Annotated in this window: 22 protein-coding genes; 8 read left to right on the forward strand and 14 right to left on the reverse strand. The window is 71.5% G+C overall.

The annotated features are described in order from the left end of the window. Positions 1 to 217: 217 nt before the first annotated feature. The 3 genes from ACQEU6_RS41440 (at position 218) to ACQEU6_RS41450 (ending at position 4,712) form a co-directional block, all read left to right on the forward strand. Positions 218 to 2,776 carry an AAA family ATPase gene (locus ACQEU6_RS41440; RefSeq protein ID WP_499339181.1) on the forward strand — a complete coding sequence of 853 codons (2,559 nt, stop codon included), beginning with the start codon at positions 218 to 220 and terminating at the stop codon, positions 2,774 to 2,776. Between the two features lie 54 nt (positions 2,777 to 2,830). Beyond that, entirely contained in the window at positions 2,831 to 3,916 is a 1,086-nt protein-coding gene (locus ACQEU6_RS41445) for a winged helix DNA-binding domain-containing protein (protein ID WP_499339182.1), read from the forward strand. Between the two features lie 73 nt (positions 3,917 to 3,989). After that, positions 3,990 to 4,712 carry a histidine phosphatase family protein gene (locus ACQEU6_RS41450; protein ID WP_499339184.1) on the forward strand — a complete coding sequence of 241 codons (723 nt, stop codon included), beginning with the start codon at positions 3,990 to 3,992 and terminating at the stop codon, positions 4,710 to 4,712. 35 nt (positions 4,713 to 4,747) lie between these two features. Here ACQEU6_RS41450 and ACQEU6_RS41455 read toward each other — a convergent pair whose 3' ends face one another. From ACQEU6_RS41455 to ACQEU6_RS41500, 10 genes are all read right to left on the reverse strand, one after another. Continuing rightward, entirely contained in the window at positions 4,748 to 5,596 is an 849-nt protein-coding gene (locus ACQEU6_RS41455; protein ID WP_499339186.1) for a 5-oxoprolinase subunit C family protein, read from the reverse strand. Continuing rightward, positions 5,593 to 6,207 (reverse strand): 5-oxoprolinase subunit PxpB, encoded by a 615-nt coding sequence (gene pxpB, locus ACQEU6_RS41460; RefSeq protein WP_499339187.1) that lies wholly within the window; start codon positions 6,205 to 6,207, stop codon positions 5,593 to 5,595. The genes ACQEU6_RS41455 and pxpB overlap by 4 nt, the downstream gene beginning before the upstream one ends. Then, positions 6,204 to 6,956 carry a LamB/YcsF family protein gene (locus tag ACQEU6_RS41465; protein ID WP_499339188.1) on the reverse strand — a complete coding sequence of 251 codons (753 nt, stop codon included), beginning with the start codon at positions 6,954 to 6,956 and terminating at the stop codon, positions 6,204 to 6,206. The genes pxpB and ACQEU6_RS41465 overlap by 4 nt, the downstream gene beginning before the upstream one ends. 45 nt (positions 6,957 to 7,001) lie before the next feature. After that, on the reverse strand, positions 7,002 to 7,370 hold the full coding sequence (locus ACQEU6_RS41470; RefSeq protein WP_499339190.1) for a UCP033725 family protein: 369 nt from the start codon (positions 7,368 to 7,370) through the stop codon (positions 7,002 to 7,004). Further along, positions 7,367 to 9,466 carry an SseB family protein gene (locus ACQEU6_RS41475; RefSeq protein ID WP_499339191.1) on the reverse strand — a complete coding sequence of 700 codons (2,100 nt, stop codon included), beginning with the start codon at positions 9,464 to 9,466 and terminating at the stop codon, positions 7,367 to 7,369. Before ACQEU6_RS41475 ends, ACQEU6_RS41470 begins: the two co-directional genes overlap by 4 nt. 60 nt (positions 9,467 to 9,526) lie before the next feature. Next, positions 9,527 to 11,170, reverse strand: coding sequence for an SseB family protein (locus ACQEU6_RS41480; protein WP_499339193.1), 1,644 nt, complete (start codon positions 11,168 to 11,170; stop codon positions 9,527 to 9,529). A 97-nt stretch (positions 11,171 to 11,267) separates the two neighbouring features. After that, complete coding sequence (locus ACQEU6_RS41485; RefSeq protein ID WP_499340520.1) at positions 11,268 to 12,806, reverse strand: hypothetical protein; 1,539 nt, start codon at positions 12,804 to 12,806, stop codon at positions 11,268 to 11,270. A gap of 187 nt (positions 12,807 to 12,993) precedes the next feature. Continuing rightward, entirely contained in the window at positions 12,994 to 13,230 is a 237-nt protein-coding gene (locus ACQEU6_RS41490; protein WP_499339194.1) for a hypothetical protein, read from the reverse strand. A gap of 61 nt (positions 13,231 to 13,291) precedes the next feature. Next, positions 13,292 to 14,074, reverse strand: coding sequence for a cytochrome b/b6 domain-containing protein (locus ACQEU6_RS41495; protein WP_499339196.1), 783 nt, complete (start codon positions 14,072 to 14,074; stop codon positions 13,292 to 13,294). Further along, complete coding sequence (locus ACQEU6_RS41500) at positions 14,061 to 14,765, reverse strand: molybdopterin-dependent oxidoreductase (RefSeq protein WP_499339198.1); 705 nt, start codon at positions 14,763 to 14,765, stop codon at positions 14,061 to 14,063. Before ACQEU6_RS41500 ends, ACQEU6_RS41495 begins: the two co-directional genes overlap by 14 nt. A 117-nt stretch (positions 14,766 to 14,882) precedes the next feature. Here ACQEU6_RS41500 and ACQEU6_RS41505 point away from each other — a divergent pair, with 117 nt between their 5' ends. The 3 genes from ACQEU6_RS41505 to ACQEU6_RS41515 all read left to right on the forward strand — a co-directional run bounded on the left by ACQEU6_RS41505 (position 14,883) and on the right by ACQEU6_RS41515 (position 19,822). Next, positions 14,883 to 15,464: an HhH-GPD-type base excision DNA repair protein gene (locus ACQEU6_RS41505; RefSeq protein ID WP_499339199.1), complete on the forward strand. Its 582-nt coding sequence runs from the start codon at positions 14,883 to 14,885 to the stop codon at positions 15,462 to 15,464. 322 nt (positions 15,465 to 15,786) lie between these two features. Then, positions 15,787 to 17,922 (forward strand): SpoIIE family protein phosphatase, encoded by a 2,136-nt coding sequence (locus ACQEU6_RS41510; RefSeq protein ID WP_499339200.1) that lies wholly within the window; start codon positions 15,787 to 15,789, stop codon positions 17,920 to 17,922. A gap of 253 nt (positions 17,923 to 18,175) precedes the next feature. Beyond that, on the forward strand, positions 18,176 to 19,822 hold the full coding sequence (locus tag ACQEU6_RS41515; RefSeq protein WP_499339201.1) for an RNA polymerase sigma factor: 1,647 nt from the start codon (positions 18,176 to 18,178) through the stop codon (positions 19,820 to 19,822). A 118-nt stretch (positions 19,823 to 19,940) separates the two neighbouring features. On the opposite strand, the gene ACQEU6_RS41520 is transcribed toward ACQEU6_RS41515, so the two are convergent. After that, the gene (locus tag ACQEU6_RS41520; RefSeq protein ID WP_499339202.1) at positions 19,941 to 20,684 is read right to left on the reverse strand and encodes a YaaA family protein; all 744 of its coding nucleotides are present in this window, start codon (positions 20,682 to 20,684) and stop codon (positions 19,941 to 19,943) included. Positions 20,685 to 20,707: 23 nt separating this feature from the next. On the opposite strand from ACQEU6_RS41520, the gene ACQEU6_RS41525 reads away from it, so the two are divergent. Then, positions 20,708 to 21,439 carry a GNAT family N-acetyltransferase gene (locus tag ACQEU6_RS41525; protein WP_499339204.1) on the forward strand — a complete coding sequence of 244 codons (732 nt, stop codon included), beginning with the start codon at positions 20,708 to 20,710 and terminating at the stop codon, positions 21,437 to 21,439. A gap of 177 nt (positions 21,440 to 21,616) precedes the next feature. Here ACQEU6_RS41525 and ACQEU6_RS41530 read toward each other — a convergent pair whose 3' ends face one another. The 3 genes from ACQEU6_RS41530 to ACQEU6_RS41540 form a co-directional block, all read right to left on the reverse strand. Then, complete coding sequence (locus ACQEU6_RS41530) at positions 21,617 to 21,847, reverse strand: DUF7455 domain-containing protein (RefSeq protein WP_230298700.1); 231 nt, start codon at positions 21,845 to 21,847, stop codon at positions 21,617 to 21,619. A gap of 119 nt (positions 21,848 to 21,966) precedes the next feature. Then, complete coding sequence (locus ACQEU6_RS41535; protein ID WP_499339206.1) at positions 21,967 to 23,040, reverse strand: ABC transporter permease; 1,074 nt, start codon at positions 23,038 to 23,040, stop codon at positions 21,967 to 21,969. Then, complete coding sequence (locus ACQEU6_RS41540; RefSeq protein WP_499339207.1) at positions 23,037 to 23,939, reverse strand: ABC transporter ATP-binding protein; 903 nt, start codon at positions 23,937 to 23,939, stop codon at positions 23,037 to 23,039. Before ACQEU6_RS41540 ends, ACQEU6_RS41535 begins: the two co-directional genes overlap by 4 nt. A gap of 211 nt (positions 23,940 to 24,150) precedes the next feature. On the opposite strand from ACQEU6_RS41540, the gene ACQEU6_RS41545 reads away from it, so the two are divergent. Next, positions 24,151 to 26,241: a DNA gyrase/topoisomerase IV subunit B gene (locus ACQEU6_RS41545; protein WP_499339209.1), complete on the forward strand. Its 2,091-nt coding sequence runs from the start codon at positions 24,151 to 24,153 to the stop codon at positions 26,239 to 26,241. The last annotated feature ends 78 nt before the right edge of the window (positions 26,242 to 26,319 follow it).

A 26,319-nucleotide genomic window follows, 5' to 3' on the forward strand; every position in this document is an offset into this window, starting at 1 on the left:
CCAGCGGATCACGTGACGTTCTTCTCGTTCACGGGGACACGGTACGCGGACCGGTCCGTGCCGGATGCAGAGCCGAACATCTACTTCTGGACAGGACAAATGTCCTGCTCCCCGGTGCGGCCTGGGCTCTGCTCCGCACCAGGCAGACTCGATGTAAGTCAACGAACAGGGCGCGGGTAGTCCCGTTCCGGGCGGTCCTGCGCTTTACTCGCTCTTGATGGCTTTGTTCGGCAGGTCCCGCTCCCGCCCGGCGAAGAACGCCGCGGCGCGGGATCTTTTCGAGCGCCTGAGATGGCGCTACTTCCAGGTCACTCCAGGACTGAGGTTCCTGGGGGCCGCGCTGCTCGTCGCGATCGTACTGGTGGCGACGGTCCTTCTGGACGGGCCGATCCTCTACGTGGCCGCCTTCACGGTGATTCTGCTGGTCGTCGTTCACCTGACGCTGCGCTCACCCACAGGTATGGCCGTCGTCGCGGTCATCCTGGCCTGGCTGGCCCTATCGGTGCCTCTGGGCGGGCTCTACCCGGACGAAGGAAACCCGCCCTACCTGAATCCATCGCTGCTCCTCGCCCTGCTCGCAGTACCCGTCGCATTCGTCGCCTTCCGACTGCGCGGATATGCGCCGTGGCGCACGACGCTGCTGGGGCTGGCCGCCGCGGGTGTGGCGACGGCGGCGTGTGCCCACCCGCTGCCGGAGGCCGGCGTCACGCCGGGCTGGCTGGCGGCACTGGCCGTTCTCGCCTATCGCTGGGATCGTGCAAGACGAGCCGTTCCGGCGGAGGCCTACGAGACGGGTTGGGTGCAGGAACAGGCGAGCCCGAAAGGGGACGCCCTGGCAGGGCCGCGCAAGAACTCCGGTTCCGAGAAGCGCGAACGGCCGGAGAAGCCGAGCAGACCCGACCGGCGCGGTGCCGGAGAGGACGGGGTCGCCGGCACCGCCGCTCAGGCGGTCCACGACCAGCGCGCCGCGGCGCAGGCGGCCGACTCCGGCGCCGCCCCCGAGCGCCAGGCGCCGCCCGAGCGCCGCACGGAGTCGCCCGACGTCTCCGTGGCGGACGCGCTCGCGGAGCTGGAGAACATGATCGGGCTTGAGCCGGTCAAGCGGCAGGTCCGCTCCATCGCCGCGTCCATCGAGGCCGCGCACATGCGCGCCGCCGCCGGGGTGCCCACCGAGAAGCCCATGCGGCATTTCGTCTTCGTCGGGCCCTCCGGCACGGGCAAGACCACCGTCGCGCGCGTGCTGGCCAAGATCTTCTACGCGTTCGGGCTGCTGCCCGAGCCCGCCCTGGTCGAGGCCCACCGCGCGGATCTCGTCGGTGAGTTCCTGGGGGCGACGGCCATCAAGACCAACCGGCTCGTCGACTCCGCCTTGGGTGGTGTCCTGTTCATCGACGAGGCGTACAGCCTGGTCAACTCCGCAGAGGGGCAACCCGACCGGTTCGGGGACGAGGCCGTCCAGACGCTGCTCAAGCGGGCCGAGGACGACCGGGACAACCTCGTCATCATCCTGGCGGGGTACGAGACCCAGATGGCGGAGTTCCTCGACTCCAACCCTGGGCTGGCATCCCGGTTCGGCACGCGCGTGCTGTTCCCGTCCTACCGCCCCTCGGAGCTGCTGCAGATCGCCGACTACCACACCACCCTGCGTGAGGACAGGCTCGACGCGGAGGCCCGCCAGCGGCTCGCCGCCCGCTTCGAAGAGGTCGAACGGCGCGGCATCATCGACGACCTGGGCAACGGCCGGTTCGTCCGGTCGCTGGCCGAGGCGGCGGCGCGCGCGCGGGACGTGCGCGTGGTCGAAGCCGTCTCGTCGTCGGGCGCACCGGCCAGGCCCACCGCCGAAGACCTGGTCACCGTGCGCGCCGAGGACGTGGAGACCGCCTTCGCTGAGGTCACCGAGCGGTTCCGCGGCTACGCCGAGACCCCCACCCTGGACGAGGCGCTCGGCTCCCTCGACGCGATGATCGGGCTGGAGCCGGTGAAGCGGCAGGTGCGCGAGATCGCCGCCCAGTTGCAGGTGGCCCGGATGCGGCAGGAGCAGGGCCTGGTCACCCGCCCCCCGACCCGCCATTTCGTGTTCACGGGACCGCCGGGCACGGGCAAGACCACCGTCGCGCGGGTCCTCGGCGGCATCTTCGCCGCGTTCGGGCTGCTCGCCCGCCCCGAGGTGGTCGAGGCCCAGCGCGCGGACCTCGTCGGCGAGCACCTCGGCGCGACGGCGCTGAAGACCAACAAGGTCGTCGACTCCGCCCTCGGGGGCGTCCTGTTCGTCGACGAGGCGTACGCGCTGAGCAACTCCGGCTACTCGGGGGGCGACGTGTTCGGGGCGGAGGCGGTGCAGACGCTGCTCAAGCGGGCCGAGGACGACCGCGACCGCCTCGTCGTCATCCTGGCCGGATACGACGCGGACATGACCCGGTTCCTGGCCTCGAACCCCGGGCTCGCCTCCCGGTTCGACGTACGCGTGGACTTCCCGTCCTACGGCCCGGACGAACTGCTCCGCATCGCCCAGCTCATGGCCGAGCAAGACGGCGACGAGTGGGAGGAGCACGCCCTGGACGACCTTGCCCTCGTGTTCCAGCGCGCATGCGGAACGGGCCGGATCGACGAACTGGGCAACGGTCGCTTCGCACGCTCCATGTACGAGAAGGCGTGCGCGTGCCGGGCGCTCCGGGCGGCGCGGCTCGGGTCCGCGGCGACCGCCGCCGACCTGACGCTCCTCACCACCGACGATGTACGGGACGCCTTCGCCGAGCTGTCCCACCGCCTCGCCTGACCCGCGTTCGAGGGCCCTGCGTGAACTGTCGGTGAGCTGCGCTGTAATCGAGGCATGGTCTCGGTGACGTGGAAGCAGGTCCTCGCCTGGCGGATGCGGCGGCAGTTCGTCGAACAGGCGGAGGACGTGTCCGCGCCGCAGATGGCCCGGAGACTGGCGGGGGTGCAGGCGCAGGTGGCGTCCGCCGCCGAGTTCGCGGTCGCGGTGCGTCGGCGGACCGCCGTCCCCGGCGAGGTGTCACGGGCGCTGCTGGACGAACGGACGCTCGTGAAGACGTGGGCGGCGCGCGGCACACTGCACCTCCTCCCCGCAGACGAGGCCGCCGCCTATCTCAAGCTTTGCTCGTCCATCCGCAACTGGGAGAAGGGCGCCTGGCAGCGGACCTTCGGCGCCACCCCCGCCGACCTTGAGGCGATCGCCGCCGCCGCCGCCGAGGCTCTGTCGGGCGGGGCGGCGCTCACCCGCGAGGAGCTCACCCGGGCCGTCGTGGACGAGACGGGCTCGCGCCATCTGGCCGAGGTGCTCGGATCGGGCTGGGGCACGCTGCTCAAGCCGCTGGCCTGGTGGGGCGTGCTCTGTTACGGGCCGTCCCAAGGCGCCAAGGTCACCTTCACGTCTCCGGCGCATTGGCTCCCCGGGTGGTCGGGTCTGCCCTCCATGGAGGACGCCGCCCGGACCGTGATCCATGCCTATCTGGGCGCCCACGGGCCCGCGACCCCCGACCTGTTCGACAACTGGCTGATGCGCAAGCAGAGCCGGAAGAAGGACGTCAGGGCATGGTTCGCCGCCGCGGAAGAAGGGTTGGCCACGGTCGAGGTCGAAGGCGTCTCCATGTACGTCCTGGAAGAGCACAGGGACGAGCTCCTCGACACCGCGCCCACCACGTCCGTCAGGCTGCTCGGTGGGTTCGACCAGTACATCCTGGGTGCCGGGACGGGCTCGACCTACCTGGTGCCCGCCGAGCACAAAAGCCAGGTAAGCCGGGCAGCGGGATGGATCTCCCCGGTCGTCCTGCATGAGGGGCGGGTCGCCGGCGTCTGGAGCGCCACAGACGGCGACGTGACCGTGACCCCGTTCGAGGACATTCCCGCCGCGCTGCTCAAAGAGGAACTGAACCGTCTGAGCTCGCTGCTGGGCTGACCCACAACGCGTCTGGAGCGAGGCGGCCGAACCGGCCGACGTCCGGTATGGGCGGTCGTCTAGGGTGCGCAGCGTGGACGAGCCGAATGAGCCGAATGAGCCGACCGAGCCGAATGAGCCGACCGAGTATCGGCAGACGCCGTACAAAGCGCCGGACGGCGCCACCGAAGTGCTGCTCATCAGGCACGGCGCATCCGCGCCCGCGCGCCCGGACCGGCCGTTCCCGCTCGTGGACGGCCATGGCGACCCCGAGCTCGCGCCCGAGGGACGGGAGCAGGCCGAGCGGGTCGGTGAGCGGCTCGCCGGCGAGCGCCTGGACGCCATCTACGTGACGCCTCTGCGCCGCACATCGCAAACGGCCGCGCCGCTTGCCCGCCGCCTCGGACTGGAGCCGCGGGTCGAGGCGGACTTGCGCGAGGTCCATCTCGGCGAGTGGGAGGGCGGCCTCTTCCGCAAGATGGTGGCCGAGAACGACCCGGTCGCCCAGCGGATGTTCGCCGAGCAACGCTGGGACGTCATCCCGGGGGCGGAGAAGAACGACGCGTTCGCCGCGCGCGTCGAGGAGGGCCTCGTCCGGCTTGCTGCGGCCCACACGGGCGGCCGGATCGCCGTGTTCACCCACGGCGGGGTCATCGCCCAGGCCCTCGCGGCCGCCACCGGCGCCAGGCCGTTCGCGTTCCTCGGCGCGGACAACGGCTCGATCTCGCGGCTGGTCAGGCTCGGCGATCTGTCGTCGCTCCGCGGCTTCAACGACGTCTCCCACCTGGACTGGTCCGTCCCCGCCCCGCTGACCTGACCGCTTTTGAACGCGGGTGACCCGGGGACCCTGGGCTAGAGGCGGAAACGAAGTCTCTGCCCAGGGCGAAGTTGCGCGGCATCGGAGACGGCGGCCGAGGAGAGCACGGCGACCACCGGGTAGCCGCCGGTGGTCGGATGGTCGGCCAGGAAGATGATGGGCAGGCCGCTGGGCGGCACCTGGAGGGAACCGACGACCATGCCCTCGCTGCCGAGTTCGCCGTCGCGCGCCCGTTCGAGGGGGCGTCCGTTCAGGCGCACGCCCACACGGTTGCTGTCCGGGGAAACCTCATAGGGCGTGGACGTGAGCGTGGCCAGCGCGTCGTGGGTGAACCAGTCGTCACGTGGACCGGGCAGGATCCGCAGGACCGGGGTCTCCGGCATGGCCGCCGCGGGCACGACGTCCACAGTGATGTGCTGGAAGTTCGCGGCGGAACCGATCGGCAGACGGTCACCTGGCGCGAGGGGCGCCGGCCCGAGGCCGGACAGGAGGTCGGTCGAACGGCTCCCCAGCACTTCATCTACGGTGACACCGCCCCGAACGGCGACGTAGCTGCGGAGCCCGGACGCGGGCGTGCCGAGTTCGACCAGGCCGCCGGACGCCACGAAACAGGGCGCGTTCACTCCATGAGGTCGGTCGTCGATGCGCAGCGTCACCGGAGCGCCGGTCACCGCGATCCAGGCGCGTTCATGGAAGCGCAGCGCCGCCCCACCGAAGGTGAACTCCACGCCCGCCGCGCCCTCCGGGTTGCCCACGAGGCGGTTGGCCAGCCTGAACGCGCGCCGGTCCGCGGCCCCGGAGCGGGGCACGCCGAAATGGGCGCGACCGGGCCTGCCGAGATCCTGGACGGTCGCGAGCGGTCCGGGCCGCACGACCTCGATCAAGAACGCTCCTCGGCGACGAACCGGACCCGCGTCCCCGGCCGCAGCAGGGACGGCGGTTCGCGCGTCACGTCCCACAGCGGCAGGCGGCTGCGGCCGAGCAGCCGCCAGCCGCCCGGCGACCGGGACGGGTACACGGCCGCGTACGGGCCCGCCACCGCCACCGAGCCGGCCGGGACGGCCTTCCTCGGCGACTCGCGCCGTGCCACGTGCAGCGCGGGATCCAGCCCTGACAGGTAGCCGAAGCCGGGGGAGAAGCCCAGGTAGGCGACCGTGTAAGAGCCCGTGGAGTGCCGCCGGACGACCTCCTCGCGCGACAACCCGGTGAGGGAGGCGACCTCGTCGAGATCCTCGCCGTCGTAGACGACGGGGATCTCCAGTGGCGCGGCCTCTCTGACCACGTCGTCCTCCAGGCGCAGCTGCGGGAGGAGCGCGGCCAGGCGGTTCAGGTCGGCGGAGTGGTCCGCCACCACCAGGACGGTCCGCTCCCCAGGGACGACATCCACGACACCGGGCAGCGGGGCGTTCCTGAGGGCGGCGTTCATCCGGTGGGCGGTCGCCAGATCCCCGGTCTCCACGAGCAAGGCGGTGTCGCCGACCCGCCGCACTTTCACGCGAACGATTCCAGGATGACGCCCGCTTCGGACAACGCCGACCGGACGGACCTGGCGAGGACCACTGCGCCGGGGGTGTCGCCGTGCACGCAAATGGAACGGGCCTTCAAGGTGACTTCAGTACCGTCCACGGCGACGACGGTGCCGTCCACCGCCATCCGCACCGCGCGCTGCACGACCGTGTCGGGGTCGTGGACGACCGCCCCGGGCTCGCGGCGGGACACGAGCGCGCCGGACGGCGTGTAGGCGCGGTCGGCGAAGCACTCGGCGATGACGGTGAGCCCGTCGGAGACGTCATGCACCGCCGAGCCCGGAAGAGTGAGCAGGGGGAGCGACGGATCGTAGGCCCGTACCGCGTCGGCCACCGCACGCGCCTGGACGGGGTCGCGCGCGACCCTGTTGTACAGGGCGCCGTGCGGCTTCACGTACGCCACACGACCGCCCTCCGCGCGCGCGATGCCGTCCAGCGCCGAGAGCTGGTAGAGGATCTCGGCGGTCAGCTCCGGAGCCGCCACGTCCATCTCCCGGCGGCCGAACCCGGCGAGGTCCCAGTAGGAGACCTGCGCGCCGATCGTCACCCCTCGCTCGACGGCCGCCGCGCACACCCGCCGCATGATCAGCGGATCGCCCGCGTGGAACCCGCATGCCACGTTCGCGCTCGTGATGACGTCGAGCAGCGCCGAGTCGTCGCCCAGCCTCCAGACGCCGAACCCCTCGCCGAGGTCGGCGTTGACGTCGATGACCGTCATCCTCCGCTACCACCGATCATGCCGTGCCGCCACCGATCCCCGTGCTCAGACGGTCTCCTCGCGAAGGTCCTCGACCTCGTGCCGGGACGCCCACGCCTGGTACACGCCCCGGTCGAACGGCTCCAGGCCGAGCCGCTCCGCCACCGGGACCTTGCCGCCGCTGTACTCCACGCGCAGCCAGCCCTCGTGCTCGCCCAGGACCACGAACGGCTCGCCCCGCCACGTGCAGTGTGTGGTCACGTACTGGAGACTGTCGACGTCCGCCAGGGGCACCACCTGGACGTACCGGTCCGGCGAGACCTGGCTGAACCCCTCGACGTGTCCCGTGGCGTAGAGACGCACCTGGTCTCCGTCCGGGCTCGCCTCGTAGTCGGCGCCCCGCCAGCCCGCGTAGTAGCCCTGCCGGATGCTCATCCGTGGCCTCCCGGCAGTTTCACGAGCCACCTGCGCAGATCGGCGTCGTATCCCGCCACGAGGGACTCCCTGCCCTGCGCGTCGAGCCGGTACATCTCGGCCCCGTGGGGCAGGCGCTGGCTCTCGACCTTGAACTCGGGGATGGCGGGCCCGTCGCCCGGCGCGTACCCCGATCCCGGGAACGGCGCCTTCTCGATGACCCATCCGCCCGGGATGATGCCCATGCTCCACTCGTCGATGCCGCCCAGCGGGCGGCGGAACAGCGCGGGCTTCACGGCCGGCCAGCGGATCACGAAGATCTGCTCGTCCGCGGGCGCGAAGGGCGACCCTTCGTACACCAGCCCCAAGGCCCGGATCAGCGCGGCGGGGCTCCTCAGCTCCTGAACGTCCTGGAACCGGTGCACGTAACCGGCGACCAGGTCGTAACCGCCTTCCAGATAGTGCTGCACATGCTCGGGCCGCACGGCCTTCTGCATCACCACTACCTGGGACGCGTCCGCGGGCCCCTGTGTCTGGGGCGCTGGGCCCCGCGCTCCCGAGGTGGACCGGGCACCGCGTTCGACGATGCTGGGCTTTCTCTCTGCACGGGTCCGCGTGTCGGTAGGCGAGGCCTGCGCGGCGGCTGCCGGGACGCTTTGCTGCCGTGTATCCGTGCTCGGTCGCTTGGGCTCGGTGCGTGGTCGCCCAGGGTCTGTGCTCGGACGCGTCGTGTCGGCTCGTGCACGCTCCCGCTGACCGTAGAGCGGCGCCACAGGAAGCCCGTGAGGATCGCTCGGCGTCTCGCGGGACGGGGGCGGGGGGACGTCCGGCTTCCGTGCGGGCAGGCCTTGCGGGTCCGTTGGCGTCTCCCGGGCCACCGGCCGTTCCTTCGCGACCGGCCGCTCCTTCGGGAGCGGAGTCTCCCTGGTGGCCGGGGCCCGTCCGGCGGCGGGAACCTCGGGACGACGCGGCGGAGCCGGGGGCGCCTGGGCCGGAGCCGGCCGCCGCCGGGCGGGCGGGCCGGCCTCCGGCGCGGGCGGGCCGTCCGGCGGCGCTGTGCTCGCGTGTGAGGGCGCGGACGGCGCGGAGGGTGTCTCGGTTCGGGGCCCCGCCGGTTCCGGGCGCTGAGGCGGCCTGGGGGCCCGGCGTCCGCCGGCCGGGGCGCCGCCGCCCCCGGCGCGGGACGCGGAGCCGCGTGACGAGCGGCGGCGCGACGAGGGGCCGGCCACGTGGACGTCGGTCGGCGCCGGCGGCGTGGGCGTCGAGGGCTCCTCGGGTTCGAGGAGGGCGTTGGCGTCCAGGTAGCAGGCACTCGGCAGGCCGGGATTCACGGCGAGCTGCCACTCCGGGTGGGGCCAGCGCCGCGACAGCTCCGCCAGCGACGCCTGCCGGTGGTGGACCGCCTGGCCCTGGAGGGAGCGGTCCATGGCTTCGGGCGAAGTGAACGCGAGCACGAACGTGCCGTCGCCGAACTGCGCCGTGGCGAACTGGTGATCGCCGCCCTCCGGATCGCCGGGCGCGGGCAGGTACAGCGTCGCGCGCGCGAGCAGCTCCAGGTAGCCGTGCTGGTCACCGCGCTCGCGGGCCTCGCCCAGGGCCGCCTCCAGGGCCGACCCGGACGGGCGCGCCGGGCGCGCCGAGGCCTGGGCGGGACGTTCGTCCTCGGGGACGGCGAGCGGGATGCCGAGACCGGGAAGGGCCAGGGGCCCGCCGTCGGGACCGGCCTTGCTCGCCTGGTAGACGAGTTCGAGCGGGGACTCGATGCCGTACACGTCGCGGAACGCGCCCATCATCTGCCCGGCCAGCAGGGCGCAGGTCTCCAGCAGTTCCGAGGAGGCGCGGCCGCCGCGCTCGCGGAAGGTGAGCCGGTCCCACCAGTTCTTGCGGTCCTCCTCGTCCGGCGGCTCCCAGCCGAGCGCCCTCAGCCGCCGCTCCTGCCGCGACGCGAGGGGGCGGGGCAGGAACGCGCTGCCGACGGCCTCGGCGTCGAGCGTCCCCTCGGAACGCATCGCCTGGACGTAGGGCAGGCCGCTCGGACCCTGCACGATGAGGAACGACGTGACCGGCAGCCGTGAAAGCTCCAGTGTCAGCCGTCTGGCGAAGTCGTTCCAGTCCACTGGGGCTTCACTTTCACGTGCGGGGCGGGATTCCGTACTCGACGGTAGCCGAAGGGCGCGTCACTCGGTCCAGGGAGCCGGAACCGCGTCGGCTCTCACGGGCGTCCAGACGCCGCCTATGGCGTCGTAGACGGCGACCGGTGCCTGCTCGCCCTCGCCTGTCGAACGCCACAGGCGCGTGCCGTGCGGCGGCCGGACAGGGACGCCCGCGGGGCCCGGCCCAGGAGCGGGCGCCCGGTGCGTCGACCGCTCCTGCGGGATGCCGACCGGGCCGCTGCCGGGCAACTGCGTGTCAGCCGGCGGGGTGTCAGCTGGCGGGGTGTCAGCCGGAGGGGGATCGGTGGGCGCGCCGAGAGGCGCCGCCGTGGCCGGTTCCGATGTCCTCGGCGGGGCGCCGCCAGCGTCGAGTGCCGCTCGGAGGTCGGCCGTCGTGAACGGGTCGACCGCCGTATGGGCGTCGTCATACGGGGCGTCGTCGTACGGGGCGTCGTCGTACGGGGCGTCCGCCGAAGGGACCGCCCCAACCGGCGGCACTTCACCCGGTGCCGCTCCGCCCGGAACAGAACCGCCCGGAACAGAACCCTCTGGGGCGGGCGTGCCAGGGGCCGAGCCGTTGACCGGGGCAGCCGAGCCACCGGCGACGGGGTTCGGCCCGGAGAGCGCGTTGGGGTCGACCGTGCCGTACGGGTTGGGCTCGTCAGGCAGTGGGTCGTACTGGAGGGGCTCGGGCGCCCCGGCCCGGCCGCCCTGCAACCGGCCGATGACGGACGAGTCCAGGAGCACTTCGCTGGGCAGGCCCCAGTTGATGGCCAGGCGCCACGCGGGATCGGGCCAGCCCGCAGCGAGCCTGGCGAACGAGGTGCGCCGGTACAGGCCGGGGTGCCGGTCGCCGGTGCGCGCCAGTGCCCCGGGCGAGGTGAACACCGTGACGTAGGTGCCGCTGCCGATGGTGATGGTGGGGAACTCGGCGCGGTCGGGGTCCTCTACGGCGGAGGCGGTCGCGGGCAGGACGAGGTCGGCGTTCTCCAGCAGCTTGAAGTAGGTGGTGTTGTCGCCGTTCGCCTTGGCTTCGGCAAGACGTGGTTCAAGCAGCTCCGCGTCCATGCCCGGCAGCGCCTGATCCGGCAGCGGCAGGCGCGTTCCTGCCGGGGTGGTACCGGCGGGCAAGGGATCGGCGCCGGGCAGGGAGTCGGCAGTGGGACGGACTCCGCCCGACGACGCGCGGCGCTTGCTCACGCGCGACCGATCGGCCACCTCGATCCCGAAGTCGAGCAGTTCGATGAGGCCGGACCCGTGCCGGTGGAACGACTCGTACACGAGGTCGGACGGGCGCCGGACGCCCTGGACGTCCCGGAGCGCCGTGACCATGACGTCGGCCAAGCGCGAGAAGTCGGCGTCGGTCACGCTCAGCATCCCGCCCGGCATGCCCCCCTCTGGGAGCTCCGTCCACCAGTTGCGCGGCGAGGGGTCGGCGGGCGGGCGCCACCCCGACTCGCTCATGACCTCTTCGTCGGCCAGGGTGAGCAGGAGCGGGCCTTCGAGGAAGTTGTTGCTGACGGCCTCGGCGTAGAGCCGGTCGGGCTCGCGCATGGCCTGGACGTAGTGGCGGCTCTCGTCGCGCTCGCGCACGATCAGGATCGTGTCCCGTTCGAGACCCGCCAGTTCACGTCCCAGGCGCCGGGCGAACTCGGACCACTCCAACAAGATCACTCCCTACGACCAGGGGCCGGTGCCGACCCCCGCGAGACCGCGCCCGGGACCCGATGATTGTCGCCGGGAGCGCGACGCGCAAACCAGGAGTTCAGTCGGGCGGGGGTTCGTGACGAAGCACACGCAGGGCCTCACGGAGAGCCTCCGGGACGTCCCCGTAGCGGTCGAGGACGTCGATGAGTTTGTGCAGGACCGCATGGCGCTCGTAGCCGACGTCCAGCAGCGACTGGGCGGTTTCCCACAGGTGCGGCGGCTCGCCGTCCCACAGCATCGCCGTGAGCCGCGCGTGCGCGTCGAGGTGCTCCTCGTCGCCGCCCGGGTGCTCGAACTCCAGCAGGGTGCGGCGGTCGACGGGGTCGGCCGGGTCGAGCTCCGACAGGTCGACGGTGCCGTGCCGCCCCGCCGGCCGGTGCGTGCCCGACAGGAACGGCAGGGCGAAGGCGCGGCGTGGGAGGGCCTCCAGGTCGCCGTCGGGCAGCAGCCGGTCGACCAGACTCCGGTCGAGACCGAACGCGGCCGGGTCGCGGTAGGCCGCGGAGAACTTCGCGGTGGCGTCCCACAGGGCGTCCAGAGTCGCTCTGACGCCCTCTTCCGGCAGTCCCGTCCTCCGCCCGGCCCAGCGGACCCACGCGGCCAGGACGTGGGGGACGGCCTCCTGCTCCGAGGGGGAGAGCAGGACCTTGCGCGGCAGCCAGTCGAGCAGGAACATCTCGCACTTGAGCGGGCTGACCCGCAGCGGCCTCCCGAAGTCGTGGGCGCAGCCGTAGTCGATGATCTGGTCCACGCACCGGATCGCCGCGGAGATGTCCGACAGCTCACCCGCCTCGTCCGAGGCGAGGAACCGCGTCGCGATCGTGGCGCGCCTGTCGCGCCCGTACACCGGAGGCTGGGGCAGGCGCCCGCCCGGCGGAAGGATGTCCACTCGCGCGCGGACGAAAGCGTGGTAGGAACCGAAATTGTCGTTCACCGGCGGATCGCCGGTCTCGTCGGTGAGATCCAGGGCGCTCTGCAGCAACGCCTTGGTGTCGCGCGGGTCGAGCTCTTCGAACCGCATCAGCGGGTTGTCGCGGCTTTCGCGGCGGGTGTGGTCGAGAAGCCGGTCCACCCGCGAGGAGACCCAGGCGTCCCGGACCATCCCGCTCGCCGGAAGCCGCCCCGCGGGCGCGCCGGACGCGAACGGACCGCCGCGCGGCCGGACGACACCGGCCCTGTTGCGGTCGACCAGGATGACCAGGGCGTGCCTTTCGGCGCCCCCGTACGTGTAGGTGCAGATGACGGAGTCTTGGTCGCCGTAGACGTCCCTTGACGCGAAGCACGCCTCGGGCTCGACCATGCCGACGCGGTCGGCCCAGCCGGGCCGGGCGACGCCGTCGCTCATCAGTTGCAGCGCCGCGCGTTCGGCCTTGGCCGCCTGCCTCGGGGTGCCCATGTAGGCGATTCCGGTGAGCAGGGCCAGCGCCGCCGGGGTGGCGGCGGCCGCGGCGTAACCGACCAGGGCTTCGCCGATGACCTCCTCCACGTCGCCGTCCGGGACGCGCTGCCCCCACCAGGAACCGAGGATCTCGCTGACGATGAGCTCCGCGTCCAGGGGGCTGCGCACCGCCAGCAGTTCGCGGGCGTGCTGGAGCATGCCGTCGAAAATCGCCGAGACCTCGTCCGGGGGGTGCGGGCCGTCCCGGGCCGGGTCCCCGGAGGAGCGGCTGCGGCTGCGGGGACTCACGCCTCTAGCCTCTCAGATCCGGCGCGGACCGTGGCCAGGACGCGACCGAAGGCCGGAATGGGTCGCCTTCGCGTCACCCGCGCGGCCGACCGGCCGCTCAGCCGGCGGTCGCACGCCCAGAGGGCGGCCGCGATTTCAGGATCCCGGTGAGCTGTTCCCGGGCCATCCGTTCGACCCTGTCCGGTGTGGCCTCCAGGCCCAGATGGGCCATGCAGGCCTGGACGTCGGCCACACACCGGCGTACCGCGTCTGACGGGAAGGACCCGAACTCGTCGCAAAGCCGTTGTGCGAGCGCGTCACGTGTCTCGTTCCGGTGATCGGCCAGTGCAGGCATCAGCGCACACCTCCGCGCACGGGGTTCTCGATGTCACATTCAAGCCCTTGAACAGGGAGAGTCAAGACATGCCAGGAGGTCGTTGTGTAAATTCTGGCCCCTGTTCACCGGACGTTCCGCGGGGATCGGCCGCCGCCTCGCCCGCCCACGCGCTCGCCTCGTCCACCTGCGCGTTCGCCCCGCCGGAGCCCGGCCGTCCACCGGCGTTCGGCGACCGGCCCGCGGCGTCGGCCCAGCCGGCGTGATGTCGTGCGGCCCAGCCGGGGTCCACCCGCCCGGTCAGCATCCCCGCGAGCGCCTCGCGGTCCCGCAGCGCCTCCCACAGGTGCCCGGCCGTCACCACGAGGACCGCGAGGAAGAGCCAGTCGTGGACGAAGGTGGACCCCGTGCGCCACCGGTCGCCCCACGGCCCCGGGAAGGTCAGGATCTCGCCGGTGCCGAGCATCACGAGGATCGCGCCCGCCGTGAACGCCGCGTTCAACTTCTGGCCCGCGTTGAACTTGCCCACGGGCAGGACCCCGCGCCCGTCCTGCACGGCCCTGCGGTCGCCGCGCCTGAGCCACCGCCAGTCCGCGGGCACGAACCTGTTCAGCCGGCGAAGGTCGGCCCTGAACGCCCGAGACAGCAGACCGAGCACGATGGGCACGGGGAGGGCGAAGCCGCACCAGACATGGACGGTCTTGACCATCTCCCTGCGACCCACCAGCGTCGACAGCAACGGCAGGTAGAGCAGCGCCGCGGTCAGCAGGCAGACCAGCATCAGCAGCGCGGTGACGTGGTGGATCGAGCGTTCGGCCCGGCTGAACCGCACGAGCCGCCCCGATGACGGCTCAGGTCGGCGCATCGCTACGTCCGTTCGACCGTCCCACCCAGGCGTCCACGTCGTAACCGAGTTCCTCCCAGTAGCCGGGCTTCACCCGGTCGGTCAGTTCGATGCCGCCGAGCCACTTCAGCGACTTGTAGCCGTACATGGGCGCGACATACAGGCGCGTGGGTCCGCCGTGGTCATGGGTGACGGGCTTGCCGTCCATCTGGGTCGCGACCAGGACGTCTCGGCGTCGCGCCTGCTCCAGCGTCAGCGACTCGGTGTAGACGCCGTCGAACGAGGTGAACCGCACGGCCCGTGCGCGGGCGGAGACTCCGACCGCCCCCAGCAGATCGGGCAGCGCCACGCCGATCCACCGCACGTCCGGCACCCGCCAACCCGTCACGCACTGGAAGTCCCTGTCCAGCACTGTCTGCGGGAAATGCGCCAGATCGGCCATCCCAAATGATTGCGGCTTGTCGACAAGGCCGGAAACGGTCACCCGGTGCGTCGCGACATCGTGCCGTTTCACACTGGGCGTGACCGAGTAGTAACGGAACCCGCCGGCGGCCGGCAGGACGTCCCCGATCGGCCCCACCGGCGCCAGGGCCCGGCTCACCCTGTCCTGGACGGATGCTCCCACGGCGACCCCCGCCGCGCCGAGGCCGAGCATTCCCAGGACGACCCTTCGCCCAACCGGGCTGCCTTCCGCCCGCTCGTCCTCGTTCACGACCCCATTCGAGCACCACCGCCTGCGGCTCGCCAGGGCTCGGCGGACGTCGTAAGACTTCTGACAGATCCGGGCACCGCCCCCGACCGCGCCCGGGGGCCGCCCTAAGCTGAGCTCATGGCCACGAAGGTTCACCTCGCACAGCGTCCAGAGGCCGACGAGCTGCTCGGACGCAGTCCGCTGGCCGCTCTTGTGGGCATGCTGCTCGACCAGCAGATCCCGATGGAATGGGCGTTCTCGGGCCCCTACACCATCGCGCAGCGGCTCGGCTCGGACGATCTGGACGCCCACGAGATCGCCGCCCACGACCCCGAGCGGTTCGCGGCGCTCCTGGCGGAGAAGCCGGCCGTCCACCGCTACCCCGGTTCGATGGCCAAGCGGGTCCAGCAGCTGTGCCAGTACCTCGTGGACCACTACGACGGGGACGCCGAGAAGGTGTGGAAGGGCGTCGACACCGGCAAGGAGCTGTACAAGCGGCTGAACGGCCTTCCGGGCTTCGGAAAGCAGAAGGCCCAGATCTTCCTGGCCCTGCTGGGCAAGCAGTTCGGCGTCCGGCCGGACGGCTGGCGCGAGGCCGCCGGCGCCTACGGCGAAGAGGGCTCGCACCGGTCCGTCGCCGACATCACCGGCCCCGACTCCCTCGCCAGGGTGCGGGCCTTCAAGCAGGAAATGAAGGCCGCCGCCAAGGCCGCCCAGTAGGGTCGGAGCAGGGTGGAACTCGCCGAACGGGGCGAGTTGACACCCTGTGACGCATGCACGCCGTAACATCTCCTACTTGCCGTCCGTGCCGGGCCACCCCGCGTGCCCTCCATGACGGTGTCCGAAACCGACGAGTTCGTCTGGGGCCGAAGGGACAAGGATGTTCAGCAGGGCTTCCGTAGGCGGCGAACCATCGGGATGATGAGTACCTGACTCCGACCGGTGTTGTGATGGAGGCGGGAGCGTTAACCTGCTCCCATTCACTCATAGTGATGAATAATTGCCGTGCGGTACGGGACCCTCTGGGGCGGAGGTGTTGTCCTTGAGCACCGAGACGTCCGTCCCGCATCCCCGCTTCTCAGGGGTGGAGGGGCAGCCCATGGATGCGTCCGACGCCGCGCTGTACGCGACCTTGCTGAAGGAAGCGCCCGAAGGGCTGGCGTTCTTCGACCGCGACCTGCGTTGCCGCCGGGCGAACGACGCGCTCGCGACGCTGCTGGACGTGCGCGTGCGCGACCTCCAGCAGCGCCGGCCGTCGGAGGTGCTGCCCGAGGCGCTCGCGGCGGCCTTCGAGACGGCGCTCCGGAAGGTGATCGCCGAGGACCGCCCGGTCGACCATCTCGAGATCGTCGTCCCGGTCGGGCCGCCCGCGGCGCCCGGTGCGGCGCCCGGCGTGGCCACCGCCGTCGAGGAGCGGATCCTGGCGTGCACGTGGCTGCCCGCCAAGGGCGGCGGCGACGAGCACCCGGGCGTCGTCCTGACCGCCCAGGACGTGACCGAGCGGCGCAGGGCCGAGGAGGTCATCCGCCGCAAGGAGCAGCGCTACCGCTCGCTCGTGGAGGCCAGCGCCCAGGTGGTGTGGGTCGCCGCGCCGGCCGGCGGCGTGATCGACGACGCGCCCGAGTGGCGCGCCATCACCGGCCAGACGCCGGACGACTACGCGGTCGGCGGCTGGCTGTCGGTCGTGCACCCCGAGGACCGGCCGCGCATCGAGGCGCACTGGCGCGACTGCGTCGGGGAGAACCGGGTCTTCGAGACCAACTACCGCATCCGCACCAAGAGCGGCACCTACCGGCACTTCGACGTCAGGGCCGTGCCCATCTGGCGCGGCGACGCGGTGATCGAGTGGGTCGGGGCCAACACCGACGTCACGGGCCAGCGCGAGGCCGAGGAGATGCGCGGCCGGCTGACCGAGCAGCTGTCGGCGGCGGCGCTGCGCACCGCGCGCCTCCAGCAGGCCACCTCCATGCTCGCCGAGGCCCTGACCGTCTCCCAGGTGGTCCAGGTCATCACCGAGGTCGGGCGGTCGGCCATCGGCGCCGACTACTCCGCGGTGGCGCTGCTGGACGACGACAAGCTGCGGCTCAGCATCGTGGCCCCGTCCCAGCCGGGGTCCGAGAGCGAGACGCCCTCGGCGTCCCGTGACGAGATCAAGGTCAGCGACCAGACCGTGATGTCGGTGGCGGTGCGCGAGAGCCGGCCGTTCCTGGCCGAGCACCCCGACAGCCTGCGCCTGCAGTTGGGCCACGGCGAGCGGGACCTGTTCGCCCAGCACACGGAGGAGCGCGCCTGGGTGGGCCTGCCGCTGCTCGCGGCCGGCGCGCCGATCGGCGCCCTCCGCTTCTCCTTCACCCGGCCCAGGGAGATCACCGAGGAGGAGCGGGTCTTCCTGGAGGCGCTCGCCGGCCAGTGCGCGCTGGCCGTGGAGCGGGCCCTGCTGTTCGAGCGCGAGCACAAGACCGCCGAGGAGCTCCAGAGGAGCCTGCTGCCCAGCGACCTGCCGCAGCTGCCCGGCATGGCGCTGGCGGCTCGCTACAACCCCGCGACACGCCACGTGCAGGTGGGCGGCGACTGGTACGACGTCTTCCGCCTCGCCGACAACCGGCTCGCCGTGGCGGTCGGCGACGTGATGGGCAAGGGCGTCCTCGCCGCGGCCGGAATGGGCCGCGTCCGCAACGCCCTGCGCGCCCTCGCGCTGAACGATCCGCGCCCCGCCGCCGTCCTGGCCGGGCTCGACCGGCTGTTCAGCGCCACCGAGGACGAGGAGCAGTTCACCACCGTCGTCTACGCGGTCATCGATCCCGAGACCGGGCAGGGGGAGCTCAGCAACGCGGGCCACCCTCCGGCCCTGCTGATCTCGCCCGACACGCCCGCGCGCGTGAGCACGCGGGAACCTGGAACGCCCCTCGGCTGGCCGAGCCAGCGGCAGCAGACAAGTTTTTCCATCGAGACCGGCAACACTGTGGTCTTCTATTCCGATGGACTTGTGGAGAACCGTAGGCGTGGGGTGGACGCCGGGCTTGAGGAGCTCGTCGCCGTCGCGGCGGACGCCCCACCTGAAGTGGTAGGAGATCCCGAGAGACTCGTCGACTTCCTGGTCGATCGGATGCTTGCCGGGTATGAGCAGGTAGACGATGTGACCGTGCTTGCCCTGCACGTCCCGCCCAAGTCCGAGTGAACCCCGCCGAAGACGGCGCCGAGACGGTCCGGCACGTTCGAAGGACCGCCCCGCGCCCTCTAAGGTGGAGTGTTACCGGGTAGGACTCCAAGGCGGAATGCGCAGCAGTGCCAGAATGCTTGACCCAGAGAGAGCGGGTACGCTGCGGTCCCGCACCGGGAGGTCCGCTCCGTGTGTGGTCCCACCCAGTGTGAGGCCGAGCCCGTCAGGGCACTTGGGTCAACCAAGCCACACGTTCGTTCGAGAGGTATTTGTGTCGCCTGCTAGCTCGACCTCGAAAGCGTCAGATCTGCACGATCACGTCATCGCGCAACTGATCGAGCGTGGACGGTCCCAGGGTTACCTCGAAGCCGACGACGTACGACGTACGTTCGAGGAGGCCGACATCCCCGTGTCGAAGGCCTCCAGCATTCTGCGGAGCCTCAGCAAGGAGGGTGTGACCGTCATGGTGAGCGCTGCCGACTCCGCGGCGCCCAAGCGTCCGCCGCGCAAGCGCGCGACGCCGCCGGCACGCAGGCCCAAGACCGCCGCCGCCGCCAAGGAGCAGCCCGACACGGTGACCGCCGTCGTCGGCGACGACGCTCCGGAGGAGGCCGCCGCCGCGCCGCGCCCGGCCGCTCCGAAGCCCGCGCCGCCGAAGAAGGCCGCACCGGCCAAGGGCGCCAAGGCGAAGAAGGGCGCGCCGGCGAAGAAGGGCGCCGCCCAGCCGGTCAAGGGCGCCCCGTCCGACAAGGCCGACAAGGGCGAGGACCCGGAGGTCGACGACGAGGTCGACGTCGACCTCGACGAGGACCTGACCGACCTCGAGGTCGAACTCGTGGACGACACGGCCGAGGAGCCCGAGGCCGAGGAGCCCGAGGCCGCCGCCGCGCCCGTCGCGAAGGCCGCCGCTCCGACCGGCAAGGGCGACAACCCGTCCGAGGAGGAGGGGTTCACCCTCGGCGACGACGACGAGGACGCGCCCGCGCAGCAGATCGCGGCCGCCGGAGCCACCGCCGACCCGGTCAAGGACTACCTCAAGCAGATCGGCAAGGTGCCGCTGCTGAACGCCGAGCAGGAGGTCGAGCTCGCCAAGCGGATCGAGGCCGGCCTGTTCGCCGAGGAGCGCCTCGCCGTCGCCGGTCCCTCGATGTCCGAAGAGGACCTTGAGGACTTCGAGTGGATCGCCGAGGACGGCCGCCGCGCCAAGAACCACCTCCTGGAGGCCAACCTCCGCCTGGTGGTCTCGCTGGCCAAGCGCTACACCGGTCGCGGCATGCTGTTCCTGGACCTGATCCAGGAGGGCAACCTCGGCCTGATCCGCGCGGTCGAGAAGTTCGACTACACCAAGGGCTACAAGTTCTCCACGTACGCCACCTGGTGGATCCGGCAGGCCATCACCCGCGCGATGGCCGACCAGGCCCGCACCATCCGCATCCCGGTGCACATGGTCGAGGTCATCAACAAGCTCGCGCGCGTGCAGCGGCAGATGCTCCAGGACCTGGGCCGCGAGCCCACCCCGGAGGAGCTGGCCAAGGAACTCGACATGACCCCGGAGAAGGTCGTCGAGGTCCAGAAGTACGGCCGCGAGCCCATCTCGCTGCACACGCCGCTCGGTGAGGACGGCGACAGCGAGTTCGGCGACCTCATCGAGGACTCCGAGGCCATCGTCCCGGCCGACGCGGTCAGCTTCACGCTGCTCCAGGAGCAGCTCCACTCCGTTCTGGACACGCTCAGCGAGCGCGAGGCGGGCGTGGTGTCGATGCGGTTCGGCCTCACCGACGGCCAGCCGAAGACGCTGGACGAGATCGGCAAGGTGTACGGGGTGACCCGGGAGCGCATCCGGCAGATCGAGTCCAAGACCATGTCGAAGCTGCGCCACCCGTCCCGTTCCCAGGTCCTGCGCGACTACCTGGACTGACCGGACGCCTGCGGCGGCACGGCAGGGCCCCGGCGATCTCGCCGGGGCCCGCTGTCGCGCCCCCGCGTGCGCGCCGTCCCCGTGTGCGCGCCGTCCCTGTGTCGTCCGGCGCGTGCCGTCAGTCGTGCAGGATGACGTCGAGGTTCGCACCGTTCAGTTCGACGGTGTGGCCGAGGCCGGAGACGGCCTTCAGCAGCTCCTCGGGGGTGCGCGGCGCGGCGCCCGCCTCGATCAGGTCGTGGGCGATCCGCCCGCGGGTGGCCTTGGCCATGTGGCTGACGACGGTCCGCTTCGCTACGCCGCCGTCGAGCCGCTCCCGGAACACCCGGACGGAGACCGCCGGGCCGGGAGCCTTCCACACCGCCGCGTACGGTCCGGACCGCATGTCGACGACCAGGTCGTCGTCCAGGCGGAGGGCCTTGCGCATCGCCGGGCGCCATGACGCCCCCAGGCTGTGCCCAGGCGGCAGCGACACGCCCATGGACAGCCGGTAGGGCGGAACGCGGTCGGTGAGCCTCAGAGCGCCCCACAGGCCCGAGAACACGATGATCTGCCGGGCGGCCGCCTCCGGGTCCAGATCGGCCAGGTCGAGGTTGTCGTAGAGGACGCCGGTGTAGAGCCGTGCCGCCGGCAGGGTCGGCGCCTTGCGCACCGCCTTGTTGCGGGCGAGGGCCTCGCCCGCCTGCCCGGGGGGAAGACCGAGCGCCTCCGCCGCGCCGGCGCCCCGGGACGCCTTCCCCAGGGCCGCGAGGACGCGCCGCCGTGTCGGCGTCAGGCCGGGGAAGCTCAGAGAGGCCAGGTCGAGGGGCGGACCGTCCCCCTCGGTAGCCTTCTTCTCCGACGGCGGCAGCAGGATGTGCACGATCCCCCCGAAAGCGGTGACAGATGGCGCGGCCCCTGGACAGGCGGTTGGACGAACTCGTCGCCGAAGCGTGGCCCGCGCCGTCCGCACAGGATATGGGCGGCTGGCTGCTGCGCCACGCCGACGGCGTCACCAAGCGGGCCAACTCCGTCCTGCCCGTCGGCGACCCAGGGGACGTGGACCGGGCCGTTGAGCAGGCTGAGCGCTTCTACACCGCGCTCGGGCTGCCGACGGCGTTCCTGATGGCCCCCCAAGCGCGGCCTGAGGGGCTCGACGGGGTTCTTGAGGGGCGAGGCTACGACCTCGTCGAACCGACGATCGCGATGGCGGCCGACCTGAGCGGACCCTACGAACGGGAGGGCGTGGACGTCCTGGACGCCCCGTCCCGGGAGTGGCTCGATCTGTGGTGGTCGGTGGACGGTCGCCACGACCGCCTGCTTCGGGCGGCGGAGAGGATCCTGACGGGTGTGAGCGCCGGCTACGCCTGCGTGGACGGTCTCGCCGTGGGCCGCGGGGTCCCCCAGGGGGAGTGGCTCGGCGTCTACGCCATGGCCGTCGCGCCGGACGCGCGAAGGCGGGGTCTGGGCCGGCGCGTCCTGCGGGCGCTGCTCGGCTGGGGGAGCGAGCAGGGGTGCGAGCGGGCGTACCTGGTCGTCGTCGAGCGGAACGCTCCCGCCAGGGCACTGTACGAGTCGGAGGGGTTCGTGCCGGTGGCCGCCTATCACTACCGCGTAAGGAATGTCACCGCGAGGTGAGAAAACGAAGGACCGAGGGCATCACGGCACTGTCCTAATATGGCTACGGTATGCAGTCACTCGCATACTCTCTGCATTTATCGGCGCATCGTGCTGCGGGGCGCGCGAAAGCAAAGAAAGCGAACGGCGGCCACCGTCTCCGGTGGCCGCCGTCCTTGGCTCGCTCTATTTGGAGGTCTACCGCTCCTCGTCAGGAGCGGCGGCCGGGGTTTCGGTGAGCCGGTCGGTCTCGTCCTGTATGTCGGCCCCATTGGAGCGGAGGGCCTCTGCGTACTTGCGCCCGTGGTGGGCACAGAACAGAAGGTCGCCGCCGCCTACAAGGACTGCACGGACGTAGGCCTGAGCGCCGCAGCGGTCGCATCGGTCGGCGACGGTCAGCGGCTTGGTTGGGGCAAGGGCTCCAGTCACGGCACCTTCCTCATGCTCGGGGTCGGTACTTAGGACAACATCTAACCCGACGCTGGCGTTCCCAACCTGGTTCTTCGTACGCCCACAGCAGAATGGCCCAATAAGTGACCGAGGTCACATTAGACGGCGTCCCATCGGAACAGGCGCACGGCGATCAAGGCGCCGACGACCGCGACCCCCAGCAGAACGGCGATCTGGGGCAGTGCGGAGGCCGGCCCGAGCCCCCGGCCCATCACATTCAGCATGCCCTCGTTGAGATAGCGCAGCGGGAAGATGTAGGACAGCGTCCTCATCCAGGTCGGCGAGGCGTCCAGCGGGAAGAACGAGCCGCCCAGGAACGCCATCGGCAGCACGATCAGCTGGGTCACCGCCTGGGCGGTCTCCTGCGTCTTGGCCCACGCGCCGATCAGCATCCCGATCGACAGGAAGGCCAGCACGCCCGCGATGACCACCGGGATGGCCATCCACCAGGCGCCGCTGAGCTTCAGGCCGAACATCGGGAGCTGCGCCACGAGCACGAACAGCGCGAACTGGACGAGGGCCACGGCGAGGCTGACCGCCACGCGCGCGGCGAACACGGTGGGAATGGGCGCCGGGGAGAGCTGGAGGCGGCGCAGGATGCCCTTGGTCCGCCACGTGACGAGCGTCTGGGACGCCCCGAAGACGCCCGCCGACGCCAGTGCCCAGCCGAGCAGGCTCGGCGTGAAGAACTGGATGGCCTTGAGCGAGTCGTCCTCCACCCGCTGGTCGGACAGCCGGTAGGCGGGCGGCTTGCCGGAGGCCGAGAGGTTCGCCGACTGGACGACCGAGTTCATCAGCCCCCGCACCGTTCCGGACTTGACCTGGTCGGCCGCCGAGTAGTGGACGACCAGTTCGCCCCCGCGCTGCTCCACGACCGCGTCCGCGTCGCCCTTCTCCACCGTGCGCAGGGCGGCGGCGCGGTCGGAGGACTTCTCGACCTTCATGACCTTGCCGAGCTCCCCCGCCCCCTGCGCCACCGCCTGGTCGAGGACCGGTGCGCTGCCCACCTCCAGGACCTTCACCTTGGACGTCGACTGGTGGCCGAAGACGCCGCCGAAGACGACCAGGAACATCAGGGGGAACAGCACCGTGAAGAACAGGGCGGTGCGGTCGCGCCGGAAGCCCAGGAACATCGCCCTGGACAGGCTCTTGAAACTCTCGAACGTGCTCACGCCCTGTACTCCCGTCCGGTGAGCTCCAGAAAGACGTCCTCAAGGGTGGCGCCGCGGATCTGGACGCCGTCCAGCGCGTCCTTGGCGGCCATGGCGGCGACCACCGCGGAGGGGTCGCGGGTGGAGATGGTCAGTGAGACGCCGTCGTCCTCGGCCTCGTCCGCGCCCGGCAGGAGCCGCGCGTCGGCGACGTCCAGGACGCCGCTGGCCACGCTGATCCTGGCGGGGGCGTCCAGCCCGCGCACCAGCACCGCCGGCGGGCCGAGCCGCAGGATCCTGCCCGCGTCCATGATGGCGACGCGGTCGCACAGGCTCTCGGCCTCGTCCATGTAGTGCGTGGTCAGGACGATGGTCCGGCCCTCGGTGTTGATGGACCGGAGCACGTCCCACAGGTTGCGGCGCGCCTGCGGGTCCAGCGCGGCGGTGGGCTCGTCCAGGAACACCAGCTCGGGGTCGTGCACGAGCGCGCACGCGATGGACAGGCGCTGCGCCTGGCCGCCCGAGAGCTTCTCGACGCGGGTATCGGCCTTGTCGTCCAGGCCGACCAGTTCGAGCATCGCGTCGGCCTTCTTCGCCGGGACGCCGTAGAGGGAGCCGAACGTCCGCAACTGCTCGCGCGCGGTCAGCCGCTCGAAGAACGAGGACGCCTGCAGCTGGACGCCGATCCGGGGGAGCAGCTTGGAGTTGCGCGGCCAGGGGGACATGCCGAGCACGGTGAGGTCGCCCTCGTCGGGCTCCCGCAGCCCCTCGATGATCTCCAGTGTGGTGGTCTTGCCCGCGCCGTTCGGCCCGAGGATGCCGAAGAACTCGCCCTCCTCGACGGAGAACGTCACCCCGTCCACGGCCCGGACGTCCCCGTATCGCTTGCGGAGGCCGGTGACCTCGATCGTTTGCGCCATGCGAGGACAGTAGGGACGAATCGGGCTTCGGTGCACCCACCCGAAGGTGGAGGTCCGGGTCCAGAAGTCGGAGTGCGGGTAGCCTGGCGGACCGTACGGGCCTTGCCGCGCCGGCGTGCGGAACGTCGGCGGCGGCGAGCCTTTCGGTGGATTGTCGGCGGCCGGGGGTACCCTGCTGCCGACCGTCCTACCCCCGAGGAGCACACGCACGTTGACCGCCGCGACCGCCGAAGCGACAACCGAAGACCCGCACGGCTACTCCGCCCGGCACCTCTCGGTGCTGGAGGGGCTGGAGGCCGTGCGCAAGCGACCCGGCATGTACGTCGGATCGACCGACAGCCGTGGCCTCGCGCACTGCCTGTGGGAGATCGTCGACAACTGCGTCGACGAGGCCCTCGCGGGCTACTGCACGCACATCAGCGTGACGATGCACGCCGACGGCTCCTTCGAGGTGGGCGACAACGGTCGCGGCATCCCGGTCGACCTGGAGCCGAAGACGGGCCTGCCCGGAGTCGAGCTGGTCATGACGCGGCTGCACGCGGGCGGCAAGTTCGGCGGCGTGTCCTACACGGCGTCCGGCGGCCTGCACGGCGTCGGCGCCTCCGTGGTCAACGCCCTGTCCGCGCGGGTGGACGTGGAGGTCGACCGCGACGGCCACACCCACGCGATCAGCTTCCGGCGCGGCCTGCCCGGCGAGTTCGCCGACGAGGGCCGCCCGAACGCCCGGTTCAAGAAGAGGTCGGGCCTGCGGCAGATCCGCAAGGTCGCCAAGAAGACCACCGGCACCCGCACCCGCTTCTGGCCCGACCTGCAGATCTTCCTGAAGGACGCCACGGTCGAGCAGTCCCTCGTCCTCGACCGGATGCGGCAGACCGCGTTCCTCATCCCGGGGCTGACCATCGACGTCCGCGACGAGCGCGGCGAGGAGGTCCTCGACGAGACGTTCCGGTTCGACGGCGGCATCGGCGAGTACTGCTCCTACCTCGCCAAGGACGTCCCGCTCGTCGAGGTGCTGCGGCTCCAGGGCCGGGGCCACTTCACCGAGACCGTCCCCGTCCTCGACGACCAGGGCCACCTGACGCCCACCGACGTCGAGCGCGACCTGGAGGTCGACGTCGCGCTGCGCTGGGGCAACGGCTACGACACGATCACCAGGTCGTTCGTCAACGTGATCGCCACCCCGAAGGGCGGCACGCACGTGCGCGGCTTCGACCGCGCGGTGCTCAAGGTCCTCAACGAGCAGCTCCGCGCGACGAAGCTGCTGAAGAACGGCGACGAGGACGTCATCAAGGAGGACGCCCTGGAGGGCCTCACCGCCGTGGTGACGGTCCGCCTGCCCGAGCCGCAGTTCGAGGGCCAGACGAAGGAGGTCCTCGGCACCTCCGCGGCGACGCGCATCGTCTCCCAGGTCGTGATGCGCGAGCTCCGCGCGATCTTCGAGAACCCGTCGCGCGGGCAGAAGCAGCCGCTGCGCGCCGTCCTGGAGAAGGTGGTCGGCGCGGCCAAGACCCGCATCGCCGCCCGCACCCAGCGCGACAACCAGCGCCGCAAGAACGCCCTGGAGAACTCGGCCCTCCCGGCCAAGCTCGTCGACTGCCGGTCCGCCGACGACCGCAGCGAGCTGTTCATCGTCGAGGGCGACTCGGCCCTCGGCACGGCCAAGCTGGCCCGCGACTCCGAGTTCCAGGCGCTGCTGCCGATCCGCGGCAAGATCCTGAACGTGCAGAAGGCGTCCGTCGCCGACATGCTGAAGAACGCCGAGTGCGCCGCGATCATCCAGGTCCTCGGCGCCGGGTCGGGACGGACGTTCGACGTCGACGCCGCCCGCTACGGGCGCGTGGTGATCCTCGCCGACGCCGACGTCGACGGCGCGCACATCCGGACGCTGCTGCTCACCCTCTTCCACCGCTACATGCGGCCGATGCTGGAGGCCGGGCGGATCTACTCCGCCGTCCCGCCGCTGCACCGCATCGAGCTCGTCAAGCCGCGCAAGGGGCAGGAGAAGTACATCTACACCTACTCCGACGCCGAGCTGCGGCAGCGGCTCGTCGAGCTGGAGCGCAAGGGCCAGCGCTGGAAGGAGCCGATCCAGCGCTACAAGGGCCTCGGTGAGATGGACGCCGACCAGCTCGCGGAGACGACGCTCGACCCCCGGCACCGGGTGCTGCGCCGCGTCCGCATCGAGGACGCCGAGGAGGCGGGCAAGGTGTTCGACCTGCTGATGGGCAGCGAGGTCGCGCCGCGCCGCGCGTTCATCACCGCCGGAGCCGCCGAACTGGACGTGGAGCGCATCGACACCTGAGCGGGGTCTCCACCCTGAGGTGGAGACCGGGAAATCCAGCCGGGCGCCGATCCCCGGAACGGTCGCTCCTGCCTACCC

Source organism: Spirillospora sp. CA-108201, assembly GCF_050936235.1.
Taxonomy (GTDB): domain Bacteria; phylum Actinomycetota; class Actinomycetes; order Streptosporangiales; family Streptosporangiaceae; genus Spirillospora.

Coding starts and splice junctions, on each gene's coding strand:
- ACQEU6_RS41440 (WP_499339181.1), top strand. CDS start 218: ATGGCTTTGTTCGGCAGGTCCCGCTCCCGCCCGGCGAAGAACGCCGCG.
- ACQEU6_RS41445 (WP_499339182.1), top strand. CDS start 2,831: ATGGTCTCGGTGACGTGGAAGCAGGTCCTCGCCTGGCGGATGCGGCGG.
- ACQEU6_RS41465 (WP_499339188.1), bottom strand. CDS start 6,956: ATGACGGTCATCGACGTCAACGCCGACCTCGGCGAGGGGTTCGGCGTC.
- ACQEU6_RS41470 (WP_499339190.1), bottom strand. CDS start 7,370: ATGAGCATCCGGCAGGGCTACTACGCGGGCTGGCGGGGCGCCGACTAC.
- ACQEU6_RS41485 (WP_499340520.1), bottom strand. CDS start 12,806: ATGCTCCAGCACGCCCGCGAACTGCTGGCGGTGCGCAGCCCCCTGGAC.
- ACQEU6_RS41490 (WP_499339194.1), bottom strand. CDS start 13,230: ATGCCTGCACTGGCCGATCACCGGAACGAGACACGTGACGCGCTCGCA.
- ACQEU6_RS41495 (WP_499339196.1), bottom strand. CDS start 14,074: ATGCGCCGACCTGAGCCGTCATCGGGGCGGCTCGTGCGGTTCAGCCGG.
- ACQEU6_RS41505 (WP_499339199.1), top strand. CDS start 14,883: ATGGCCACGAAGGTTCACCTCGCACAGCGTCCAGAGGCCGACGAGCTG.
- ACQEU6_RS41525 (WP_499339204.1), top strand. CDS start 20,708: ATGGCGCGGCCCCTGGACAGGCGGTTGGACGAACTCGTCGCCGAAGCG.
- ACQEU6_RS41540 (WP_499339207.1), bottom strand. CDS start 23,939: ATGGCGCAAACGATCGAGGTCACCGGCCTCCGCAAGCGATACGGGGAC.